Genomic DNA, 22,618 nt, shown 5'->3' with positions numbered 1-22,618 from the left:
CGTATAAAACAAAGTGGGGGTTGGTTCTGCGTGAACCAACCCCCACTTATATCGCTTATATCAGTTCAGGTCTGCAGCCTGAGCATTCAGCATGCGTTCAGTGGTCGAAATCTGCTCGCGGAGCAGGCGAACCAATGCAGCTGATGCCGCCGGGTGCTTGGAGATCCACTCGTTTCCCTTGGCGATCGGATCGATACCCTGGGCGTATCCCGCAATGGCCTTGGGGAACATCAAGGTCACAATATCTTCAGCGATGTGGAAGGTGTGATCCCTCCAGATCTGCTCAAGAGAATCGAAGTAGTCGGCAACCACCGGGACATACATGTCGGGGTTCGTTCGCGCCTGGGCCCAGAAACCCGAAACCATTGCCCAACGGGTGTCATTGGGAATGGACAGATCGCGAAGAACAGCATCCCATGTCTGCTGCTTGATGCCCTGATCGGGCACGGCGGCTCGCGCAGCGGCGGCCTTCTGGTGACCCGTCATCGTGTCGTCCTCGGTCTCAAGGGCTGCGATCTCGGCCTCGCCAGCAACGCCTCCGCGTACCAGAGCAATGAGGAGAGCCCAGCGCAGGTCAACGTCCAGATCCAAGCCCATCAGGGTCTGGGTTCCATCGTAGAGTCCCTGAATGGCCTCGAAGTGCTCGGGGAGAACAGCGCAGTGTGCAAGCTCGCGCACAAAAAGCTGTTGTTCGTCGGAGTGAGCAGCAGCGGTGCGCGCAAGGATGAGCAAAGCTGAAGCAACGCGCTCTTGCAGAGCAGCACGCTTCGAGGGCGCGACGTAGGTCTCCAGTGCCTGGTCAAGGTGACGCAGGTAGAGACGCAGCATGGTCGCATTGCGCTCAACAGGTAGAGCGGTGAGCAACAGCGTGAGGTAGTCGTGTGCGGGCATCTCACCATCGCGGGTCATGTCCCAAGCCGAGGCCATGATGACGCCGCGAGTCAAGGAATCCTCGAAGCGTGAGATATTGCGGATTGCGAAGTCAAGAGACTGCGGATCCAAGCGAACCTTTGCGTAGGCCAGATCTTGGTCGTTAATGAGGATGAGATCAGGGCGTGCGATCCCCTGAGCTTCCTCGACAATGGTCGAGGCGCCATCAACATCAAGTTCCTGGCTGAACACGCGAGAGATTGTTCCCTCTTCGTTTGCGCTGTAACCGGAAACAATCAAGCGGTGAGGACGCAGAGAAGAGCCCTCAGAGAAAGACTCCTGAAGCACAGCAAGCTTGGTGATCGTCCCGTTATCGTCAACCTCAATTTCGGGGCGAAGCAGAGTGATGCCTGCTTCTTCCAGCCAGACTTGCGACCACTGCTTGAGGTCGCGACCCGAGGCCTTTTCAAGTTCGTCAAGAAGATCTGCCAAGGTGGCGTTCTGGTAGGAGTGTTTCGTCAGGTATTCATGCAGGCCTGCGAAGAAGTGCTCGCGGCCGACATAGCTGACCAGCTGGCGGAGAACCGATGCCCCCTTTGCATAGGTAATGCCGTCGAAATTCACCTCAACATCGGCAAGATCGCGGATCTCAGCGGTAATGGGGTGAGTGGTAGGAAGCTGATCCTGGTTCATGCCCCAGTCCTTACGGAGCATGAAGCCGGTCCAACCTTCTGTGTATTCGGTTGCCTCAGCCAGAGCCAAGTGGCTCATAAATTCAGCGAAAGACTCATTGAGCCACAGATCGTTCCACCACTTCATGGTGACCAGATCGCCAAACCACATGTGTGCCAGCTCGTGGAGGATCGTATTGGCACGAGCTTCCAAGTCAGCGGTCGTGGGGCGGGTACGGAAAATGTACTGGTCACGGAAAGTGACACAGCCGGCGTTCTCCATCGCACCCGCGTTGTATTCGGGGACGAAGATCTGGTCGTAAGTCTTGAAGGGGTACGGAATTCCGTAAGCGGCCTCGAAGAAAGAGAATCCCTGGCGGGTGATTTCGAGGATGCGATCAGAATCCAAGAAGTCGATAAGGGATGCACGGCACCACACGCCGAGGGGAATTGTGCGGCCATCACTGGAGACTAGGGAATCGGTAACGCCCTGGTAGGGGCCAGCGATAATCGCAGTGATATAGGTTGAGATGCGCTCGGTTTCTTCGAAACGATACGTCCAGCGATCCTCGTGAACCTCAGGCTCGGGGGTAGCCGAGTTCGAGAAGACCTTCCAGCCTGCAGGAACGGTGACCGTGAAAGTAAAGGTTGCCTTGAGGTCGGGCTGCTCGAAAGTTGTAAAAACACGGCGAGCATCGGGAACCTCGAACTGCGAGTAGCAGTAGGCCTGTGAATCCGCGGGGTCCACGAAGCGGTGAAGGCCTTCGCCGGTGTGCATGTACTGGCAGTCAGCCTCAACAGTCAAGGTGTTGTTGGCCGCGAGGGGCGGAAGGGCAATACGGTTGTCCTGGTGAATCACCGGGTCCAAAGTTTCGCCGTTGAGGACGATCGAATGAACGTTATTCGAAACTAGATCAGCGAAGGTCGCCTCGCCCTCAGTAGCACTGAAGGTAACGGTGGTGCGAGAAAGGAAGTCCCTGTCTCCGCGAGTGAGGTCGAGTTCGACGTCGTAGTGATCAACTGAGATCACTGCTGCGCGCTGCTGTGCTTCTTCGCGCGTCAGGTTCAGGCCAGGCATTGCGTACCTTCCAATTGTGTTGATGATTCACACGCGCATGCTGCGCGTAAACGTGTTTATTTTTGCATGTTTACGCCAATGGTGCGAACCTTGCCGCGCCATCTGTTGCATTGTTGTGACGAAATGAAAACTCAGTTGTCCTGGCTACCAAATATGAACGCGTTCGTCGGGGGCAATCCACAAGGCGTCATCGGGTCCCAGATCGTAAGCCTCAGCAAAGGAATCCATGTTTGCGACAACTTGATTGCAACGGAATTCTGCGGGGGAGTGCGGGTCAATACTCAGGAGCTGTTTGGCGAATTCGCGTCGGATAGCGGTCCTCCAGCCGCGTGCCCAGGAAGTGAAGAAACGCTGCGCCGCAGTTAATCCGTCGATCACAGGGGCAGTTTCTGGTGTTTGTCCCTTTTTATTCAAACGAGAGACGTAGGCCTGCCAAGCAATAGAAAGACCGGCGAGATCCCCAATGTTTTCACCCAGGGTTAATGCTCCATTGACGTGGAGCGCAGGCTCCTCGCCCTCAAGATCACGTGGGGTCAGAGCATCGTATTGTTCGATCAGGCGCTTTGTGCGTTCTTCGAAACGAGCACGGTCCTCCTCGCTCCACCAGTTCTCCAGATTTCCCTCTGCATCGAAACGCGAACCTTGGTCATCGAATCCATGTCCAATCTCATGACCGATAATCGCACCGATTGCACCGAAATTCGATGCATCGTCGGCCTTTGGATCAAAGAAGGGCGCTTGAAGAATGGCCGCGGGGAAAACAATTTCGTTCATCGTTGGGTCGTAGTAGGCATTGACCGTTTGAGGCGTCATGTGCCATTCAGTGCGATCGACGGGGCCTCCCAACTTATCCCAGCGGCGTTGAACGTGGAACCTCGTCGCGGCCTCGACAGTATCAACAAGGGAAAGCGACTCCACGCTCAGTGGAGAATAATCGATCCAACGGTCGGGGTAGCCAATCTTCGGGGTGAAAGTTGAGAGCTTCTTGAGAGCTGCTGCTCGCGTTTCTTCGCCCATCCAGTCGCATGTGGACAGGGCCTGGTGATAGGCCTCAAGAAGAGAATGAACAAGCTCGTCCATGATGGCCTTGTTTTCGGGAGGGAAGTGGCGCGACACCCAAACTTCACCCATGGCCTCGCCAAGGAGTGAAGATACCAGGGAAAGTCCACGCTTCCAGCGGGGGCGAAGTTCCTCGGTTCCTGAAAGAGCTCGACCGTGGAAGTTGAAAGATGCCTCAATAAACTCGCTCGACAACAGCATCGCGTATTCATCGATGAGTGAATGTTCCATCCACAGCTTCAGTGTTTCAAGATCCGTTTGAGACCAGAGCGCGGTTGCATGTTCAAGGAATTCTGGCTGGGAGACGTTGAGAGTATCGACCTTATCGATGGGAAGATGCGCGGATGTGGCCCATTCTTCCCAGGGGAATGAGGGATAAGAGCTGCACAGTTCCTTCCACGTCATGGGGTGATCAGCCAAAAGCGGGTCGCGGTTTGAGACTGCGTCGCGATGGAAGGATGCAATCTGCGTTTCCAGTTCTTTCACCGCGTGTGCATGTCCAGCTGCCTGCTCCTGATCAATTCCGACAAGGGTGAAGAGGGTGGCAACGTAGGCCTCCCAGGCCTCGAGGATCGGGCGATGCTGCTCCTCGCGGTAGTAGGCCTCGTCGGGAAGTGAAATGCCGCTTTGGTAAATATCCAATTGGTGCCTGCTGGAGTTGTGGGCATCGGTGCCGACATAGCTCCCGAAGAGGCCCCCAATGCCTTCGTAGCGGAAAGTCCCCATCAAGCGTGCGAGTTCGAGGTGAGTGCTTACGCTGCGCAGGCGCTCAAGCTTTCCCGCAATAGGGGAGTAGCCTGCGGTCTCGACAGCTTCTTCGTCCATGAAGGTGGCGTAGAGATGGGCGATTAATTCAGCGTTGTGTCCTGGAATCTTACCGGAGCTCGCATCCTCAGCAATCTCTTTTTCCCACAGTTCGGATTGATCGTGGAGCTGGTTGAAGATACCGTCCATCGGGCGATCTGCAGGAATCTTGTGGGTGGCAAGCCAATGGCCGTTGATGAAGCGGTAGAAATCGTCTTGAGGACGGTAGCTTAGGGTCTCAGTCATAGGGACACTGTACGTTGCTCGGGCGCGTGATTGCACCCCCTAATGTTTAGGGATACCTAAGTTTCCTGCGAATGATTACATGGCAAGCACCCCCGTCTGCACGTATGTGCAAAACGGTGTGGGCGGATGTGCAAAGACTCGAAAAGAGTAATGATTTAAGTGGTACATAAGCTCAACCAGAACTAAGGAACAGCGAACGCTATGAGGACGATGGAGACCGATGTCGTAGTCATTGGCGGCGGCTCAACCGGCGCCGGCGTTGTCCGCGATGTTGCAATGCGCGGATTCCGCGCAATACTTCTTGATCGAGCCGATATGGCTCAAGGAACCTCAGGCCGTTACCATGGCCTACTCCACTCCGGTGGACGCTACATCGCATCCGACCCGGAATCTGCGACTGAATGCGCTGAAGAGAACGCAATTGTCTCGCGTATTAATGCCGATGCCGTTGAAAGGACAGGCGGCCTTTTCGTCACGACATCCGCAGATGACGAGGAATACGCCGACCTCTTTCTTGAGCGCGCGCGAGCGGCTCACGTTCCCGCCGAAGAGATTTCCCCCGCCGAGGCCCTGCGCCGTGAACCTCGACTGGACCCCCACCTCAAGAGGGCCTTCGCTGTTGAAGATGGAACCGTTGATGGTTGGCGTATGACATGGGGTGCAGCTCGCTCCGCTATTGCCTACGGTGCTCAGATCCTCACCTACACGCGGGCAACCGGAATTCAGCGATCGGAGGATCGCATTGAAGCGGTTTTTGCTCGCGATGAACGAAGCGGTGAAGACATTCGTATCGATTGCTCCTTCGTTTTGAACTGCGGCGGTCCCTGGGCGGGACAGATCGCTGCTCTTGCTGACTGCCATGGCGTTGAGGTTGTTCCCGGTGCCGGCATCATGATTGCAATGAATCACCGCCTCTCTCAGACGGTCATTAACCGTTGTATCTGGCCCGCAGATGGCGACATCTTGGTTCCGGTTCACCCGGTGTGCATTATTGGTACGACGGATCTTAAGGCTGAAGATCCGGATAAACTTCCGATTCTTGCCGACCAAGTTCAGCAAATGCTTGATGCTGGTGAAGCATTGATTCCTGGCTTCCGCCAATCGCGTGCTCTTCACGCATGGGCAGGTGCGCGGCCGCTGATTAAGGACAGCCGTGTCTCCGAGTCGGATACCCGCCACATGGCACGTGGAATGCATGTTGTCGACCACCTGAGCCGCGACGGCGTTGATGGCATCCTGACGATTGCCGGCGGTAAGCTCACGACCTACCGCCTCATGGCAGAACGCATCGTTGACATCATGTGTCAGCAGATGGGCGAGGATCGCCCCTGTCGCACAGCGGAAGAAGCTGTTCCCGAGGCAGAAGGAAAGTCGAACTACTACATCGGCCACCGCCTCGACGAAATCGAACACCGCGGAAAGTCACCTTCTAGCGAAGAGATTATCTGTGAGTGTGAATTGGTCACCCGCGAAATGCTTGAACGCACCATGGATGCACTTCCCGGCGGCCAGCTTGATGACGTCCGTCGTCAGATTCGCTTGGGAATGGGACCCTGCCAAGGTGGCTTCTGCTCGCAGCGCAGCGCAGGAATTGCGCATGAACGCGGCGATATTGATGCTCCTCGCGCCAACGAGTTGCTTCGTTTGTTCCTGAAGAACCGCTGGATTGGTTTGTGGCCGATCCTCTTCGGAAAGCAGGCGCGCCAGGCGGCCTTGGACAACTGGATCCACGAAGGAACCCTTGACATCGAACATTTGCCGACCGCTCCCGATGCGGTTCCGCGCGAATGTGAATACTGGGATGCCCTTGAAGGCGAGGAAGAAAACCCCACCGCTGGGGAAGAGAAGGAAGGTCATACTCATGCGTGACGCAGTCGTTATCGGAGCGGGCCTTGCCGGTCTTGCTGCCAGCATCCGACTGGCACAACGCGGAGCGAAGGTCACTCTTGTCACTAAGGGAATCGGCGGACTTCAATTGGGACAGGGAACAATTGACGCCCTTGGATATGCCCCGGAGTTCGTTCAGCATCCCCTCGAGGCCATTGAGAACCTGGCCAATGAACGTCCGGAGCACCCCTACGGACGACTTGGTGTGGATTCGGTCGCACAATCCTTCGAATGGATCCGTGAACTTCTCGGCCCTGAACGCCTTGTCGGATCGCTTGAGCACAACGTTCGCATCCCAACTGCACTGGGCGCTCTGCGTCCTACTGCGTTGTATCAGCCTTCGATGGAGGCCGGAATTCCAGTCGGCCAGGAATTCCTGATCGTCGGTTTCAACCGACTCAAGGACTTCTACCCGGCGCTGGCAGCAGAGAATCTGCGCTTGCAAAAGGACGCAAACGGTAATCCGATTTCGGCGCGATCTGCGTACGTCGATTTGGATGTCCGCGGTGAAGAACGCGATACGACGGGAACCAACTTCGCCCGAGCGCTCGATCTGAAAGAAAACCGTGTTCGCTTGGTTGAACTGCTCAAGCAGATTGTTCGCCCCGGTGAAACGGTTGGTCTTCCTGCCGTACTAGGTCTCAATGATCCGACCGCTTGGAAAGACATCCAGGAGATGCTCGGTCACCCTGTCTTTGAGATCATTCTGCAGCCGCCCTCGGTTCCCGGAATGCGCCTCAATCAGGAGCTCACCGAGATTGCGAAGGCAAACTGCCGCGTCATGCTGGGATCATCGTTAGTTTCTTACGAGGCCGATGGTGACCGACTGCGCAGCGTGACCATTTCAACCGCGGGACACCCACGCACCATTGAAACAAAGACTCTGATCCTTGCAGCCGGTGGTTTTGAGTCCGGCGCTCTGGAGATTGATTCTTACGGTAACGTCAGCGATACCGTGATGAGCCTTCCGTTGACCGGTGTTGATACCACCTTGTTGAATGGTGATTTTTGGGGAAGCGAACAGCCTCTTTTCAAGGTTGGCTTTGATGTTGATGAGCACATGCGTGTGTGCACCCCGGGCGCAGGCCCCGTGTACACCAATGTGTATGCGGCCGGCGGCAACCTGAGCGGTGCAACCCGTTGGAAGGAAAAGTCCGGTGACGGAATTGCACTGGCAAGCGCGCTGCGCGCAGCGGATTCGATTGTGGAGGAACTTCAATGAGCCTGGAAATGGCACCCAGCGTCGAAGAAAGTGACGTTCTGGGGATTAACGGAGGCGAATTTGGCCTTCGATCGACCCTGGATGCCTGCGTGAAGTGCACGATCTGCGAAACGCAATGCCCGGTCATGCGCGTGACAGATCTTTTCGCTGGCCCCAAGTACTCTGGACCGCAATCTGAGCGCTATCGCAAAGATGGCCACATTGTCGACCACTCGATTGACTACTGCTCCTCATGCGGTACCTGCTCGCTGGTATGCCCGCAGGGAGTGAAGGTCACTGAGATGATCCACCATGCGCGTAGCGACATGAAGAAGAAGCAGGGAATCCCGCTTCGTGACCAGCTCATTGGTCGTACAGGCCTGATCGGCTCCGTCATGACTCCTTTTGCCCCCATTGCAAACTGGGCACTGGACGTGAAGCCGATTCGTGTCGCGATGGAAAAGGTCATTGGTGTTGACCGCAACGCTCCCATGCCTCGCGCATATGGGCGTACTTTTGAAAGCTGGTTTAAGAAGCACACCCCGCTTCCTGAGTCAGGCACAAAGGGGCAGGTCATCTTCTTCCACGGATGCGCCGGCCAATACTTTGAGGTCGAAACCTCTATCCACTCCGTCTTGGTTTTGGAGCACTTGGGCTACGAAGTTCTGGTCCCGCACCACGGCTGCTGTGGTTTGGCTCTTCAGTCCAATGGCCTTTACGACGAGTCACGAAAGTATGTCTCTCGCCTGACGAACGATTTGCGCAAGGCTAACCGCGATGCGCCGATCATTTCCTCTTCAGGTTCCTGTGGCGGCATGCTCCGTCACGAAGCTCACGATATTTTGGGAATGGATACCCCTGAGCTTCGCGATGTTGCCTCGCGTACCTGGGATATCTGCGAGTTCCTTATTGATCTTTACGATCGCGGGGAGCTTGACATGGATATGCAGCGCATCGATGTCACCATTCCGTACCACGCACCCTGCCAGCTCAAGTCCCAAGGACTGGGTATGCCTGCCGTCGAGCTTATGAGCCTGATCCCCGGTGTGACGGTGAAGGAATCCCAGCAGCCCTGCTGTGGCATCGCGGGAACCTACGGAATGAAGAAAGAAAAGTACGCGATCGCTCAGGCGGTTGGAAAGCCCGTCTTTGACTTCGTCAAGCAGGTCAATGTCGAGCTTGCAGCGTGCGATACCGAAACCTGCCGTTGGCAGATCCGTACTGCAACGGGTGCGAATGTTGTTCACCCAATTTGGCTGCTTCACAAGGCCTACGGTCTTCCCGAAGGCTGAGAATTAAAGAGTATCCCCGGGCGGTGCGCAGACGATGCGCCGCCGGAGGATATTACTGTTTACCCCATGAGTACCTCTCGTCGTGTCGTTGTCACAGGAGCTTCCAGTGGAATCGGGGAAGCAACCGCCCGTCTTCTGGCTGAACATGGATGGCAGGTCGTTGCCGTAGCCCGACGCCGCGAGCGCCTGGAGACTCTTGCCGATGAAATTGGTTGCGAATATTGGGCAGCCGATCTTACCGATCGCGCGCAGGTAGAAGAGATGGCTGCGCGCGTCTTGGAGGGCGGCCCCGTTGATGCTCTGGTGAATAACGCCGGCGGAGCTATCGGAGTCGATCGGGTCGTCGATGCAGATCCTGCAAGGTGGAGCGCAATGTTTGAGCGCAACGCACTGACCGCACTTCACTGTACGCGTGCTTTTGCGCCGGCTATGCGCGAGCGGGGAGGGGACCTTGTCTTCCTGACCTCGACCGCCGCCCACGATACCTATCCGGGAGGCGGTGGCTACGTTGCAGCTAAGCACGCTGAACGCGTTATTGCCAATACCCTGCGCCAGGAACTGGTGGGTGAACCCGTACGCGTGATCGAAATTGCCCCGGGTATGGTGCGGACTGAAGAGTTTTCGCTTAACCGACTGGGCTCCCAAGAAGCCGCCGACCGCGTGTATGAGGGGGTGGCCCAGCCGCTTATTGCCGAGGACATCGCCGAGGCGATCGTGTGGACCCTGGAGAGGCCACGTCACGTGAATATTGATTCGATGATCGTTCGCCCGCTTGCTCAGGCGACGAATACTCTTGTGGCTAGAAGTGCGCCCGAGGCCTAGGACAAACGCCGCAAGTCGCGATGATCGTTCTGCCTAAATTTGCTCAGTTATGCGCGTAGCGTGGCATAAGCGCTCACGCTTGCAACTCCGATCAAGAGAACAATGAATGCCCAGGTTAGTGCGCTCGAGCTTACCCTTCGAGTAAGGCGTGCTCCAACAACGCCTCCGCACATCGAGGCCGCAGCAAAGCATGCAACCATGACCCCGGCCTCGGCACTGATATCCAAGGTTCCCCCCAGTGCACGCGAAGCCAAGCCAAACAGGGCTGTAATGAGCATGATCAACAGGGATGTTGCTGATGCTTTTTTCATTGGGTAGCGCAGAACAAGATGAAGCGCGGGAACGATAGCGAAACCCCCACCGACGCCAAAGAAACCGGTGAGAAAACCGGTCACGCTCGCTAAAAGAACCACTAAGGCTGCCTTCTTGAGTGTCGACGCAAGCGAGCGTGGGGAATACTCAAGTGCGGCCTCGTCAATCGACGAAGGGGAAGTATCAGTGCGGGCACGCAACTGTTTGTGCACCATGAATACTGCGACAAACGCTAGAAGAATACAAAACTCCAGCATGAGCGTGCGCGCTGAAACCAAAGGATTAAGGGCAGAACCGCCCCAGGTGCCAACAATCCCCGCGAAGGCAAAAAGGCTTCCATGCTTCCAATCAACGTGGCCGCTGGGCGCGCGGGTGACCAGCGAAACGCATGCAGTCGCGCCGACGATGATGAGCGACAATGTCGCAGCCTGATGCGGATTTTGCCCCAAGAGATACACCAAGACGGGAACAGAAAGAATTCCGCCACCAGCTCCCAGCGCTCCAACAACAATGCCAATGCCGATGCCGACAATTGCCGCCTCAATGAGCACCGTGATCCTCCTTGATCGGGGGCGTGAGTCCCAGTGAATGAGCAACGGCTGGATCCATGATTTGATCAGCGCTTGCGCCGCGAGAAATCAGGAAGGCCATCGCTTTGAAGTAGGGGAGAGCGTGGGAATAGAAATGCCGGTATCCCTGGCAGAGGTAATTGTGCGAAGGCCCCGAATCGGTCGCAATGAAACGGTCCTTTGGGCATCCACCCCAGCACACACGCAGGAAAGGGCAGCTCCAACATTCATCATCCAGATCTTGCTTCTTCGTATCAAAAGCACGCATCTTTTCCGAAGTTGCAAGGGTCGGGAAATCGCTTTGCGCAATGTTTCCCACAAGCCACTCGGGCTCAACCCAGTGATCGCAGGCGTAGACATCTCCGTTAAACTCCATTGCCATATTCGCCCCACATGATGGCGCATGGACACATACGCTTGCTGAACCAAAGAGCGCAGCGATGGAAGAATCAAAATCTTGCACAAAGACTGAGCCGACGTCTGAGCAGACCCACTCATCAAAAATTGAGCACAGGAAGTTTCCGTACCCCTCCGGTGAAGTGGAACGTGAGGTCACGCAGTCTCCGTCTTGGCGATAGAGGAGTGCCGAGCTTCCACTTCTCCACCCAAGTTCGGCCTGGCGCAGATGTTCGCGGGGAACGCGCTCGACGATGGGGATAAATTGCATGTACTGCGCCCCGAGTTCATCACGGAAATAGCGATAGACCTCAAGGCCGTGGTCTTCGTTAGCAGCGTGGACCGTGCACAAAATATTGGTGTCAACATCGGCGTTACGCAGGTGTTCCCACCCGCGAATCACCATCGAGTGAGTTCCATGCCCGCCGCGGTTCAGGCGATAGGCGTCATGGAGTTCTTTCGGGCCATCGATGGAGATGCCGACCAGCACATCATTGTCTTTGAAGAAGCGCGCCCACTGCTCGGTGATCAAGGTGCCGTTGGTTTGGATAGCCTGGTGGACCACTTGCGTGGGGCGTCGATACTTCTCACATAGTTCAATGAGGCGTTCAAAGAAGGGGAGCCCTCGCAAGGTTGGTTCGCCGCCCTGCCAGAGCATCGTTACATCCCCATCGGGGCTTGCCGCCAGGAAGTTCTTGACGTAGGTCTCTAGGGTTTCTTCGCTCATCGACTGGCGTTTTTGGTCGTAAAGCAGTTCTTTCGACAGGAAGAAACAGTACTGACAGTCAAGGTTGCAGGCGGCTCCCGTTGGTTTGGCAACAACCGAGAAGGGGAGAGCGTGGGCGGGGGAGTGCGTCATCGGGTTCCGTCGCTTTCCTTCTTAATCGACGAGGCCGTGGTTTGGGATGCGTAGGCCGCGGCCTGGGCAGCAGCAAGCGGGCCAAGCTCGGCGCGGATGACATCGATGTGCCACTTCATTGCGGGAATTAATTCGCTCTCGAGGCCGTGGGCAATCATATTGGAGACCTGAGGGATCGCCTCGGGAAGTTCCCCGGCCACAATGATCGCACGGGGGTTGATGAGAAGAGCAGCATTTGCGCAACAGGCACCTACTGCATCCATCGCGTGCTCGAGAATTGATAGAGTCCTGGAATCTTGATTGCTGACTTTCGCTGCCAATTCGCTCAAAGAAGAGACATCACACTGAGCGCAGAGCGCGGGGATGGATGCAAGTGTTTCCAGGCATCCCTCTTTTCCGCATGCGCATGGGGTGTGAACGTCAGGAACACGCATATGTCCCAGTTCCCCTGTGAACCCGAGTTCTCCGCCGGATAGACGATAGGAAATCACCAGGCTGGCACCAATGCCGTTGGAAAGTCGAACGTAAAGGATTGATGGGTATCCCTGACCCGCTCCCCATAGTGCCTCGCTCAGGGCAGACATGCGGGCAGTTGTGTCAATCAGGATATTCCCTTTCCAGCGGCGTGAAATCACATCGATCACGCTTTCGCGGCTGGGGTAGGGAGAACGGGGCGAGTGGGAAATATTCGAACCCATGGGGATGGGGAGACCGATCCCTATGGTGCGTACATAGTCGGTGATGATACCGCGCGCTTGTGCGCGCTCGAGGAGCATCGCTCCCATGGCATCGAGTGCTTCAAGATAATTGATGGGGCGTGAGGCGGGTACTGATTGTGCAATGAGGACATCGCCGCCTCGATTGAGTAAAACCCCGGCGAAAGACGCTCGGCTGATCACAATGCCGACCGAGTAGGCGCACAAACGCGCCGATGTGAACAGAGTTGAAGGTCGGCCTGCTCCAGTCTTTTCATCTTCTTTGAGGGGAAGAACAGCGTGAGCATCGATGAGCTTTGTGATCGCACGCCCCAGCGTTGTTCTTGAAACCCCAAGGGCCTGGCAAAGTTCTGCACGTGACGCGGGGGGATTTTCGCCAAGATAACTGGTGATCTGGTCTTCTAGAGAGGGCGCGGCGGCGTGAAGATCGTAGTCCATGTCCTCTCCTTTGATGCAGTGTGGTGTGGGCCTCCCGCACGCCCCGGAAGGCCCACACCGATAGTGTGTTACTTACCCATGACCTCGTCGAGATCGCTTCGAGCAGTGTTGACCAGCGGAATATCGAAGTCCGTCATGGCCGCCATCCACTTTGCGAAGGAGTGGTCTCCGCGCTCGCGGAGTTGGAGGTATAGGTTCGTTGCGAGTTCACGGCGAATGTCGTCGTAGACGGGCACCGTGTATACATTGTTCATCTCTGCGGGATCAACTCTCAAATCGTAGAGCTCATTGATTGACTCCGGTGAGATGACAAGTTTGAATTCCTTTGTGCGCAGCATTCGCTGTTGCAGCGGGAAGTGATGTCCGTGGAATTCGCAGACAATATCTTCACGCCACCCAGGCACGTCTTCGCCTCGCGTCAGGTCAACGATCGAGCGTCCGTCTTCAACCAATGCTGGGTCGAGTCCAGCAATGTCGAGGACGGTTGCGGGAAGATCGATCAAAGACACGAAGGCATCGGACTGGCCGACCGCAGAAACACCGGGGATGTGTGCGATGAAGGGGACGTTGTAGATATCGTCGTACATCATCGGTCCCTTGTCGTTGAGGCGGTGGGAGCCGGTGAATTCTCCGTGGTCTGCGCAGAAGAAGACCGCGGTGTCATCGAGAATTCCCAGTTCACGCGCCACATCCATGATTCGACCAATTTCGAAGTCGATCATGGCCACGTATCCCCAGTAGACCGCGATGAGCTTCTTCCACTGATCGTTGTCGAAGGAGGACGTTGACCAGTAGGTCGCGTAGTTCTGCTGGATCTGCGGCTTACCGATGAGCGAGTCACCGAAGTTTTCGGGCAAGGTGACATCGTTTGGATCGATCAAGTCGAACCATTCATCGGGGAGGAAGTAGGGAAGATGCGGGCCAAAGAAGTGGACGTCCAAGCTGAAAGGCTGTCCGTTTTCCTTCCAATCGGCTGCATATTCGCGAAGCTTCTCGATGGCGCGATCGGCCAAGAAACGCTCGAAGGTTGCCTCTTCAGGTTGGTCGAGGCGCGCCGCAATGATGTGTCCATCGCGGCCACCGGGGAGCTTTCCTCGCCAAAAGTCATGTGCGCGAACTGGCGGAAGCCCGTGCTCGTTGAGCCACGCGACGTATTTCTCGTTGGCAACAGGGTTTTCGGCGCCCCAGTAGGTATCGTCATCTGCACCGAACTTGTCGGGGAGGTTCGCCCCGCAGTGGTACTTTCCGACGATGCCTACGTTGTAGCCCGCATCGCGAAGTGCTTGAGTGTAGGTCCAGGTCCCCAGGGGAATCATCGTCTGGTAGGCGATGTTCCATTCGGGGTTGGCCAGCACCAGGTGCTTTCCGGGGCGCTTTCCCGTTAGAAGTGAGGCGCGTGCAGGTGTGCAGATCGCAGTGGGAGTAAAGCAGTTGGTGAAGGCGAAACCGTTGCGTCCCATCTCGTCAATGACGGGAGTTTGGGCGTGAGGGTTGCCGAGGCAGCCGATCGTATCCGTGCGATGTTGGTCGGTCATGATCACCAGGACATTGCGGACATTGTCCGGGATGTCGCTGGAGCGTTCGTATGTGTCAGACATGATGGTCCTTTCACTTCTCCGAAGCAGCGAGTTTGTCCATGTCTTCGAGTTCGGTACCCGTGGTTTCCTTCAGATACTTTGCGGTGAAGATGACTGCCAGGACACCAAACGCGCAGTAGATCCAGTAGGTGCCTGCCGGCGACCACGAGATGAGGAAGGGGAAGAGCAAAACGACAAGGAAGTTGACGAAGAAGTCTGCTCCCGAGGCCATGGACATTGCGCCACCGCGAATCGAATTGGGGAACATTTCGCCCATGACGATTGAGAAGATCGGTCCCCACGAGGAAGTGAAGCCCAGCAGGAAGGTGCACAGAGCTGCGACGGCGAGGAATGCCAAGACCGGGTTGTCTGCAACGTTGGGCTTCCCATCGACAACGGGTGCCAGGGTGAAGACGGTTGCAACGACGCCTAGGGAGACAAAGATCAGGGTGCCTCCGTAGATGAGCATCCTCTTACGCCCCACATGGTCGACAAGAAGAATGCCGGACACGACGCCGACGATCTTGAAGCCCGTGATAAGCAGGGTCTGCTGTAGCGCCATTGATTCGTTGAATCCTACTGCTGCGAAGAGCGAGTTCGAGTAGAAGAAGACGCCGTTGATGCCTGTGAGCTGCTGGAATGCGGCGATCATCATGCCAACTAGGACCAGTCCGCGCCACTTCGAGGAGAGGATTTCTCCAATGCTGAGCTTGCGTCCGCCGGTTTCTTCCATTGAAGCGGCGATTGCCTTGATACGTGCTGCAGGATCGTCTTCGCCACTGACCTTCGCAAGGATAGCCTCAGCTTCTGCGGTCTTTCCGACCGACACCAGGTGACGAGGCGACTCGGGGATTCGAGCCGTAAAGATCACGAAGAGAAGAGCGGGGATGATGAGGCATGCGAAAAGAACTTGCCAGGTCTGCAGTCCCCAGAACGCAGGCTTTGCCGCGCCACCGGTCATGCGCACGACGCCCATGTTGATGAGGCCAGCGAAGAAAAGACCGAGGATGATGGCCAACTGACGGAAGCCGATCAGTCGGCCTCGGATGTCAGCGGGTGCAATTTCCGCAACGTATCCGGGGGCAACGGTGGTTGCTGCGCCAAAACCAATGCCGCCGACAATGCGGGTGAGGAGAAGGAAGGGGTATCCGAAGCTGCCCAGGAACGGTGAGAGGGGCCCAAGGAGCGCTTCGAAGAGAAAGAAGGGACCAACCCACATCAGGGTTGTCTTGCGGCCGATCTTGTCGGAAATGCGCCCTGCTCCAAGTGCGCCGATGAGGCCGCCGATAACGCCCGCTGCGCCGGCAACTCCCTGGAGGAATGGGCCGAGGTGGAAAGTGGTGCCGACCGCTTTAATTGCGGCGTTGAGGACCATTCCTTCAAATCCGTAGAAGAAAGGGCCCAAGGTTGCAATGAGTGCAAGGAAAGTGGCGTATTTCCGCGCCCGACGTTGGGCTTCGGTCAGCGGAATTGCCGTACGTGAGGTTGACATGAAGTCCGTCCTAAAAGGGGAGAGGAATGAACTCATCGGATTGATCCGTGATGCCTCATCTTTGAGGTACTGACACGCTATCGCCGAGTGAATTTTGGGCGTTGACGTGGACAAAATTAGTTTCTGTTAGCTGTGCCATAGAAAATATTTCTTTCCTCACAGGAAAACCTCAGGTACGACATAAAACAGACATAGAGGTGGTTCATACCTTAAAGACCAAGAAGCACGGGCAGGCGCCCCATTCGAAAGGAAAACAATGACTGCAGAAGATACGAACAAGGACCACCTGGACGAGACTCGAGTGATCGATGCTCAGGTTCAAGACTCGCAAGCTCGAGATGCGCATGCTGACAAGACAACGTATGTGAACGTTGCCTACCAGAAGGAAGACGGAACCTATGAAGGCGCATGGCTTCCCGCTGATGAGGTTGTCTCTCACGAGGCCGCAGCAAAGCCTTCCTGGAAGAAGAAGGCAGCCGCCGCCGGAGCCGCAGCAGCTCTCTTGGTTACAGGTTTTGGCGCAGGTTGGGCAACGAGCTCGGTTGCCTCTCCCGCTCCCGCACAGCAATCGCAGGCGGTGCCCGGACAGTCGGGTCAGGGCGTTTCGGGAGGACAGCAAGGCCAGGGTGGCCCCGGTGGACAAGGTATGCCTGGCGGTCAGCAGGGACAGGGCGGCCAGCAGGGTATGCCTGGAGGTCAGGGAGGCCCTGGCGGACAAGGTATGCCTGGTGGACAGCAGGGACAGGGCGGCCAGCAGGGTATGCCCGGTGGTCAGGGTGGTCCCGGTGGTCAGCAAGGCCAGGGTGGTTCGGGAGCACAGAGCGGATCCTCCAAGAAGGGATCTGAGGACTCAACTGCAAAGAGGAAGGCTGCAGAGAATTCCTCTCAAAACTCCGACTCTCAATCTGATTCCTCGTCTAATTAATGAGGAACTCCCGGTAGGGGTGCTCAACGCCGTCAGGGCGTCTGGGCACCCCTACTTCTTTTCATAGACGAAGGGGGTGTCGGGCGGATTAATCGGCGTAATATTTGTTGCCTTCAGATAGAGAGCTTTTGAATCGCGAACTTCCAAGGTTCCTTGGATGCGAACCCATTGATCAGCCTGTGGGGTGAATGAGCTTGTGTTATTTACCGCAAAACCCAATGCGTATGCGTCGGCTGCACAGCACCACATGGTCATTCGGGATAAGCCGAAGCTGTCATCCGGACCGAATGGCGGCATCCCTGCCTCTGAGGAGGCCTTGTCTTTGGGTAAAACGAAGCCGGTCACCTCGATTGTTTTGCCGTCCCACTGATCGGGGTGAGTCACCATATCGATGACGCTGTCGTAGTAATTGTTTGTGTCGATGACATAGTCGATGTGGAAGTGTGCTGAGGAAGAAGAATCTGAGGATGAAGAATCTGAGGATGAAGGGGTGGGAGTCGGTGAGATAACGGTCGCTGAGCTCGATAGCCCAAGGAAACTCGAGGGGGACAGAGAAAAAGGTAGGGACCATGCGACTACCGGAATGAGAAGATATACCGCATTCGCGCGTGTGCGGTGAGAGTGCTCTTCCCTGTTGCGTACAAGAAGATCAACGGCGGCCCACACGGTGAAGATGACGCACAGGAAAATGATGAGCGGAAGGAAACGAGGCGGGAAGAAATAGACCCAACGCCTCGAAAGGAAGAGGAACCCTAAGCTCACTGCAGCGAGCGCAAAGACCAAAGCACGTGCCCTCACAATGCACCTCCCAAGCCCCACCAGGTCAAGACAAGACCTGCCAGCGCAACGACCGCGGTGATGGTTGCGCAGATGCGAAGAGTAAAGCGCGCCGAGAAAACGGCAGACAACATGAAGACGTTCTTCACATCAAGCATGGGGCCCATGAGCATGAAGGTCATGAGCGCGCCGGGGGGAAGCAAACTTGTCATGCTCCTCGCCACGATCGCATCAGATGATGAACACTGAGAGAGAACAAAAGCCATCACCATTGCGACGGCAATGGACACATATGAGGAAGTATGTCCCGTCATAAACCCAGCAGGAAGAAGGCCCTGGATGATGCTGGAGAGTGCGGCTCCGACCAACATATAGGGAGTGACGCGCAGGAAGGCCGAGGCAGACGCGGAAGAAAACGAAGAAAAGCGTCCTCGCGTAGCGTGCGCCGCGTGAGCACCGCATTCATGTGAACACTCGCAGGAGTCATCCGACTCGCTCTGGCGCAGAACCGCCGTCAGAGACGGCATACGGATGCTGAGCAAAAGAGCAATTGCCATGGTGCAGATAATGGCTGCCACCACGCGGAGCGATACCACTTTCAACGATGGGCCAAAGGCATACCACGTTGAAAATAAGACAAGTGGGTTGATGGAAGGCGCCGCAAAAAGAATGATGAAAACAGTTCGCGGGGGAATACCTCTGCGCAGCAGGGTACGTACAAGAGGAACGGTTGAGCAATCGCAAACGGGAAGAAGCGCGGAGTAGACAAAAGCAAGGACGCAACCCGCAACGCGGCCTCGTGGGAAGAAACGTGCAAGCTGGCGAGGGGACACAAACACCTCAATCGCAGCAGCGATGAGGGAACTGATTGCCAAGAAAGGTAGAGACTGGAGGGTAATCCCCGAAAAGATTGCAATCATCCGGGAAATTGGGATACCCGCAGCAGTCAATGCCTCTTGAAAGCGGTAGGCGCACACCAAAGCAAGGCACATGAGTGCTGCGGCGGCAGTCGAGGGACGGGAAATGTCCATGTGCCTTCTTCCTTGTTGGGTGGCAGTGTGCACCCTTAACTCTATCGCGATGCTGATCTCATTTTTGTGCTTGTAGCGAGATGGAAGTGCCTTGGGAGCGCGCTTTGCGTAGACTGGGACAGGTGTTGATCCGGCTACGTCTGTAGGAATCACCGGGGAGCATTCGGAAGAACGGGCGAAAGCTCTAGTAGAACCGAACGGGTAAGCCCGTCACAGCTGTTAATGAGCGGCTACGCAACGCGTAGCAAGCGGGGTGGTACCGCGGGAATCGGCAACGCTGATCCTCGTCCCTGTGGACCTGCGACACAAGGACGAAACATGACGAAGCACGGCTTCTACCCTCGCCATCGAGATGAGCAAGTGGATCCAAGCCCGTCCTTCCCTCAGATGGAAGGACAGACCCTGGCTTTCTGGGCCGCTGATGACACCTTCCGTAAATCCATTGCCCGCCGTCCCGCCGGCAAAGGCGGTCAGAACGAATTCGTGTTCTACGACGGTCCGCCTTTTGCAAACGGCCTTCCGCACTACGGTCACCTTCTGACCGGCTACATCAAGGACGTTGTCGGTCGTTACCAGACGATGCTCGGACACCATGTTGAGCGCCGTTTCGGCTGGGATACCCACGGTCTGCCCGCAGAGCTTGAAGCACAGCGTCAGCTGGGAATCGAGGACGTCACGGAGATCACGCGTCCCGGCGGAATTGGCATCGAGGCCTTCAATGCTGCCTGCCGCTCCTCTGTGCTTCGCTACACCAAGGAATGGGAAGAGTACGTTACTCGTCAGGCCCGTTGGGTCGATTTCGATAACGACTACAAGACCTTGGATATGTCTTACACGGAATCGGTCTTGTGGGCATTCAAGCAGCTTTATGACAAGGGCCTTGCCTACCAGGGCTACCGCGTTCTGCCGTATTGTTGGCATGACCGCACTCCTTTGAGCAACCACGAGCTCAAGATGGACGACGATGTGTATCAGGATCGTACTGATAACACCGTGACGGTCGGTCTGCGCTTGGAAAAGAAGCTGCGCGAGGATTCTGAGCGTCCCGAACTGGCACTGATCTGGACAACCACGCCGTGGACTCTTCCTTCGAACTCGGCGATCGCTGTGGGGCCGCAGATCGACTACGCCTTGGTTCAGGTTGCGCCAGATCATGAGGGCGTTCTTGCTGGCGAGCGTGTCCTGATCGCCTCGGACCTGATCAGCGCTTACGCCAAGGAGCTTGGTGAGGATCCGCAGGTCGTCGCCACCTACAAGGGACATGAGCTGGTGGGTCTTCACTACCACCCGATCTACGATTTCTTTGATACCCCTGAGCGCCGCGCTGAGGGTGGTGCCCCCGGCCCCAACGGCTGGTCGATCATCGCCGCTGACTATGTGACGACCACGGATGGTACCGGCCTCGTCCACCAGGCTCCCGCATTCGGTGAAGACGATATGTGGACCTGCATGGAATACGGTATCGGCGTGGTTCTGCCCATCGACGAGGGTGGTGTTTTCACCTCGGAGGTCCCCGATTACGAGGGTATGCAGATTTTTGACGCAAACCGTTACGTGGTTGCTGATCTGCGCGAGCAGGGGGGACCGATCGCCCGTCGCGCGCCCGAAATTCGCGCCGTGCTGGTTCGTGAAAAGTCCTACGTGCACTCCTACCCGCACTGCTGGCGCTGCCGCAAGCCGCTCATGTACAAGGCCGTGTCCTCGTGGTTCGTGCGCGTGACCGAGATCCGTGACCGCATGGTTGAACTCAACCAAGAGATCACGTGGACTCCCGCTCACATCAAGGACGGTATCTTCGGCAAATGGCTGGAGGGCGCTCGCGACTGGTCGATTTCGCGTAACCGCTTCTGGGGTGCGCCGATTCCCGTGTGGGTATCGGACGATCCGGCCTACCCGCGTACCGATGTTTACGGCTCGATTGCAGAGCTGGAAGCCGATTTCGGCGTGAAGGTCACGGACTTCCACCGTCCCTTCATTGATCAGCTCACCCGCCCGAACCCGGATGATCCGACGGGCAAGTCGACGATGCGCCGTATTTCCGACGTCTTCGACTGCTGGTTTGAGTCGGGATCCATGCCCTTCGCCCAGGTTCACTACCCCTTCGAGAACCAGGAGTGGTTTGAGAGCCACTACCCGGGCGACTTCATCGTCGAGTACATCGGTCAGACGCGCGGCTGGTTCTACACGCTGCACGTCCTTGCGACCGCGCTCTTTGATCGCCCGGCCTTCCGCTCGTGTGTCTCCCACGGCATCGTGCTGGGTGACGACGGTCTGAAGATGAGCAAGTCCCTGCGCAACTACCCGGATGTGGCTGAGGTCTTCGACAAGTACGGTTCCGACGCCATGCGTTGGTTCCTCATGTCCAGCCCGGTCGTGCGCGGCGGAAACCTCATGGTCAAGGAAGAGTCGATCCGTGACACGGTTCGCCAGGTGCTCCTGCCGATTTGGAATACCTACTACTTCTTTACCCTGTACGCCGGTGCGTGCAACGGGGGAGCGGGTTACGAGGCCAAGCGCCTTGACCTATCGGATCACGCAGTTGTCGATGCGCTGCCCCAGATGGATCGCTACCTGCTCGCTCACACGCGCTCCTTGGCTGAGGATACTCGCGGCGCATTGGACGCCTATGACGTTGCTGGTGCCTGTGATGCGATCCGTGACTACCTGGATGTTCTAACGAACTGGTACGTGCGTACTCAGCGTCAGCGTTTCTGGGATGAGGACAGCGGAGCATTCGATGCCCTCTACACCGCTTTGGTGACCCTCATGGAGTTGGCAGCCCCCTTGCTGCCGCTGCTTTCCGAGGAGATCTGGCGCGGTCTGACGGGTGGGGAGTCCGTGCACTTGGTGGACTTCCCCGTGATTTCCGAGGCCGTGGCTGACTCTGCGCTTGTCGAAGCCATGGACGAGGTTCGTTCCGTCGTCTCCGCTGCTCACGCCCTGCGTAAGACTCACCAGCTTCGCGTGCGTCAGCCTCTTGCGTCCCTGCAGGTCGTTTCAGAGCACCACAAGGAATTGGAACCCTTCGCGGATCTCATCGCTTCCGAGGTTAACGTCAAGTCCGTCGTTTTCGCTTCTCCGCAGGACTCGGGCCTGAGCGTTCGCACCGAGCTCGCGCTCAACCCGCGTGCTTTCGATCCCTCGGTTCGTAAGCTGACCAGCCAGCTGTTCAAGGCTCAAAAGTCCGGTGAGTGGGAGGTTGTGGACGGCGAGTGCCGTTTCGTCTCCGTCGAGCTGGATGGGGCCCCGCTGGTGCTCACGGGCGACATGTTCTCCGTATCCACCTCCGTGGACGCGGCCGAGGGGCAGGTTGCAGATGTTCTGCCGTCGGGGACCTTTGTGGTTCTCGATACGGAGCTGACTCCTGAGCTCGAGGCCGAGGGCTATGCCCGCGACGTCGTGCGCGCCGTCCAGGATGAGCGTAAGAACGCCGGTCTGCACATTGCGGACCGCATCGACCTGTCGCTGACGGTTCCGGCTGAGCATGTGAGCGATGTCGAGACCTGGAAGGACATGATTGCTTCCGAGACTCTGGCGTTGTCCGTGTCGGTCGAGGCGGGGGAGAAGCTCGCTGTGAGCGTCGCCAAGCACTGAGT

At 56.8% G+C, this 22,618-nt stretch carries 15 protein-coding genes; 6 read left to right on the top strand and 9 right to left on the bottom strand.

Going from position 1 to position 22,618, the window contains the following annotated elements; translation table 11 throughout:
- Positions 1-60: 60 nt before the first annotated feature.
- The gene (gene pepN / locus RW023_RS02130; protein ID WP_315579676.1) at positions 61-2,619 is read right to left on the bottom strand and encodes an aminopeptidase N; all 2,559 of its coding nucleotides are present in this window, start codon (positions 2,617-2,619) and stop codon (positions 61-63) included.
- Positions 2,620-2,763: 144 nt separating this feature from the next.
- On the bottom strand, positions 2,764-4,728 hold the full coding sequence (locus tag RW023_RS02125) for a M13-type metalloendopeptidase (protein WP_315579675.1): 1,965 nt from the start codon (positions 4,726-4,728) through the stop codon (positions 2,764-2,766).
- Between the two features lie 201 nt (positions 4,729-4,929).
- Here RW023_RS02125 and glpA point away from each other — a divergent pair, with 201 nt between their 5' ends.
- The 4 genes from glpA (at position 4,930) to RW023_RS02105 (ending at position 9,930) form a co-directional block, all read left to right on the top strand.
- The gene (gene glpA / locus RW023_RS02120) at positions 4,930-6,597 is read left to right on the top strand and encodes an anaerobic glycerol-3-phosphate dehydrogenase subunit GlpA (protein ID WP_315579674.1); all 1,668 of its coding nucleotides are present in this window, start codon (positions 4,930-4,932) and stop codon (positions 6,595-6,597) included.
- Positions 6,590-7,837, top strand: a complete 1,248-nt coding sequence (gene glpB / locus RW023_RS02115; protein ID WP_315579673.1) for a glycerol-3-phosphate dehydrogenase subunit GlpB — start codon at positions 6,590-6,592, stop codon at positions 7,835-7,837. The genes glpA and glpB overlap by 8 nt, the downstream gene beginning before the upstream one ends.
- Complete coding sequence (locus RW023_RS02110; protein WP_315579672.1) at positions 7,834-9,108, top strand: anaerobic glycerol-3-phosphate dehydrogenase subunit C; 1,275 nt, start codon at positions 7,834-7,836, stop codon at positions 9,106-9,108. Before glpB ends, RW023_RS02110 begins: the two co-directional genes overlap by 4 nt.
- 66 nt (positions 9,109-9,174) lie before the next feature.
- On the top strand, positions 9,175-9,930 hold the full coding sequence (locus RW023_RS02105; protein WP_315579671.1) for an SDR family oxidoreductase: 756 nt from the start codon (positions 9,175-9,177) through the stop codon (positions 9,928-9,930).
- Positions 9,931-9,977: 47 nt separating this feature from the next.
- On the opposite strand, the gene RW023_RS02100 is transcribed toward RW023_RS02105, so the two are convergent.
- The 5 genes from RW023_RS02100 to RW023_RS02080 all read right to left on the bottom strand — a co-directional run bounded on the left by RW023_RS02100 (position 9,978) and on the right by RW023_RS02080 (position 16,289).
- Positions 9,978-10,793 carry a sulfite exporter TauE/SafE family protein gene (locus RW023_RS02100; protein WP_315579670.1) on the bottom strand — a complete coding sequence of 272 codons (816 nt, stop codon included), beginning with the start codon at positions 10,791-10,793 and terminating at the stop codon, positions 9,978-9,980.
- Positions 10,783-12,066: an anaerobic sulfatase maturase gene (locus tag RW023_RS02095; protein ID WP_315579669.1), complete on the bottom strand. Its 1,284-nt coding sequence runs from the start codon at positions 12,064-12,066 to the stop codon at positions 10,783-10,785. Before RW023_RS02095 ends, RW023_RS02100 begins: the two co-directional genes overlap by 11 nt.
- A complete protein-coding gene (locus tag RW023_RS02090) occupies positions 12,063-13,220 on the bottom strand; it encodes an ROK family transcriptional regulator (RefSeq protein ID WP_315579668.1) in 1,158 nt (385 codons plus the stop codon). Before RW023_RS02090 ends, RW023_RS02095 begins: the two co-directional genes overlap by 4 nt.
- A gap of 68 nt (positions 13,221-13,288) precedes the next feature.
- Entirely contained in the window at positions 13,289-14,818 is a 1,530-nt protein-coding gene (locus RW023_RS02085) for a sulfatase-like hydrolase/transferase (RefSeq protein WP_291458628.1), read from the bottom strand.
- 10 nt (positions 14,819-14,828) lie between these two features.
- The gene (locus RW023_RS02080; protein ID WP_315579667.1) at positions 14,829-16,289 is read right to left on the bottom strand and encodes a sugar porter family MFS transporter; all 1,461 of its coding nucleotides are present in this window, start codon (positions 16,287-16,289) and stop codon (positions 14,829-14,831) included.
- A 256-nt stretch (positions 16,290-16,545) separates the two neighbouring features.
- On the opposite strand from RW023_RS02080, the gene RW023_RS02075 reads away from it, so the two are divergent.
- Positions 16,546-17,214 (top strand): hypothetical protein, encoded by a 669-nt coding sequence (locus RW023_RS02075; protein WP_315579666.1) that lies wholly within the window; start codon positions 16,546-16,548, stop codon positions 17,212-17,214.
- 51 nt (positions 17,215-17,265) lie between these two features.
- Here RW023_RS02075 and RW023_RS02070 read toward each other — a convergent pair whose 3' ends face one another.
- Positions 17,266-18,012, bottom strand: a complete 747-nt coding sequence (locus tag RW023_RS02070) for a TIGR03943 family putative permease subunit (RefSeq protein ID WP_315579665.1) — start codon at positions 18,010-18,012, stop codon at positions 17,266-17,268.
- Positions 18,009-19,022: a permease gene (locus tag RW023_RS02065; RefSeq protein WP_315579664.1), complete on the bottom strand. Its 1,014-nt coding sequence runs from the start codon at positions 19,020-19,022 to the stop codon at positions 18,009-18,011. Before RW023_RS02065 ends, RW023_RS02070 begins: the two co-directional genes overlap by 4 nt.
- A gap of 318 nt (positions 19,023-19,340) precedes the next feature.
- Here RW023_RS02065 and ileS point away from each other — a divergent pair, with 318 nt between their 5' ends.
- Entirely contained in the window at positions 19,341-22,616 is a 3,276-nt protein-coding gene (gene ileS, locus RW023_RS02060; RefSeq protein ID WP_315579663.1) for an isoleucine--tRNA ligase, read from the top strand.
- Positions 22,617-22,618 lie beyond the last annotated feature (2 nt).

The organism is uncultured Actinomyces sp. (assembly GCF_963542285.1).
Classification (GTDB): domain Bacteria; phylum Actinomycetota; class Actinomycetes; order Actinomycetales; family Actinomycetaceae; genus Pauljensenia.
Note: the sequence above shows the minus strand (reverse complement) of the source record. Positions and strands in the feature narration are given on the sequence as shown.

Excerpts from the sequence above, each read along its gene's own strand:
- glpA (WP_315579674.1), top strand. The coding sequence starts at position 4,930 with ATGAGGACGATGGAGACCGATGTCGTAGTCATTGGCGGCGGCTCAACC.
- pepN (WP_315579676.1), bottom strand. The coding sequence starts at position 2,619 with ATGCCTGGCCTGAACCTGACGCGCGAAGAAGCACAGCAGCGCGCAGCA.
- RW023_RS02075 (WP_315579666.1), top strand. The coding sequence starts at position 16,546 with ATGACTGCAGAAGATACGAACAAGGACCACCTGGACGAGACTCGAGTG.
- glpB (WP_315579673.1), top strand. The coding sequence starts at position 6,590 with ATGCGTGACGCAGTCGTTATCGGAGCGGGCCTTGCCGGTCTTGCTGCC.
- ileS (WP_315579663.1), top strand. The coding sequence starts at position 19,341 with ATGACGAAGCACGGCTTCTACCCTCGCCATCGAGATGAGCAAGTGGAT.
- RW023_RS02110 (WP_315579672.1), top strand. The coding sequence starts at position 7,834 with ATGAGCCTGGAAATGGCACCCAGCGTCGAAGAAAGTGACGTTCTGGGG.
- RW023_RS02090 (WP_315579668.1), bottom strand. The coding sequence starts at position 13,220 with ATGGACTACGATCTTCACGCCGCCGCGCCCTCTCTAGAAGACCAGATC.
- RW023_RS02095 (WP_315579669.1), bottom strand. The coding sequence starts at position 12,066 with ATGACGCACTCCCCCGCCCACGCTCTCCCCTTCTCGGTTGTTGCCAAA.
- RW023_RS02125 (WP_315579675.1), bottom strand. The coding sequence starts at position 4,728 with ATGACTGAGACCCTAAGCTACCGTCCTCAAGACGATTTCTACCGCTTC.
- RW023_RS02105 (WP_315579671.1), top strand. The coding sequence starts at position 9,175 with ATGAGTACCTCTCGTCGTGTCGTTGTCACAGGAGCTTCCAGTGGAATC.
- RW023_RS02065 (WP_315579664.1), bottom strand. The coding sequence starts at position 19,022 with ATGGACATTTCCCGTCCCTCGACTGCCGCCGCAGCACTCATGTGCCTT.
- RW023_RS02085 (WP_291458628.1), bottom strand. The coding sequence starts at position 14,818 with ATGTCTGACACATACGAACGCTCCAGCGACATCCCGGACAATGTCCGC.
- RW023_RS02080 (WP_315579667.1), bottom strand. The coding sequence starts at position 16,289 with ATGTCAACCTCACGTACGGCAATTCCGCTGACCGAAGCCCAACGTCGG.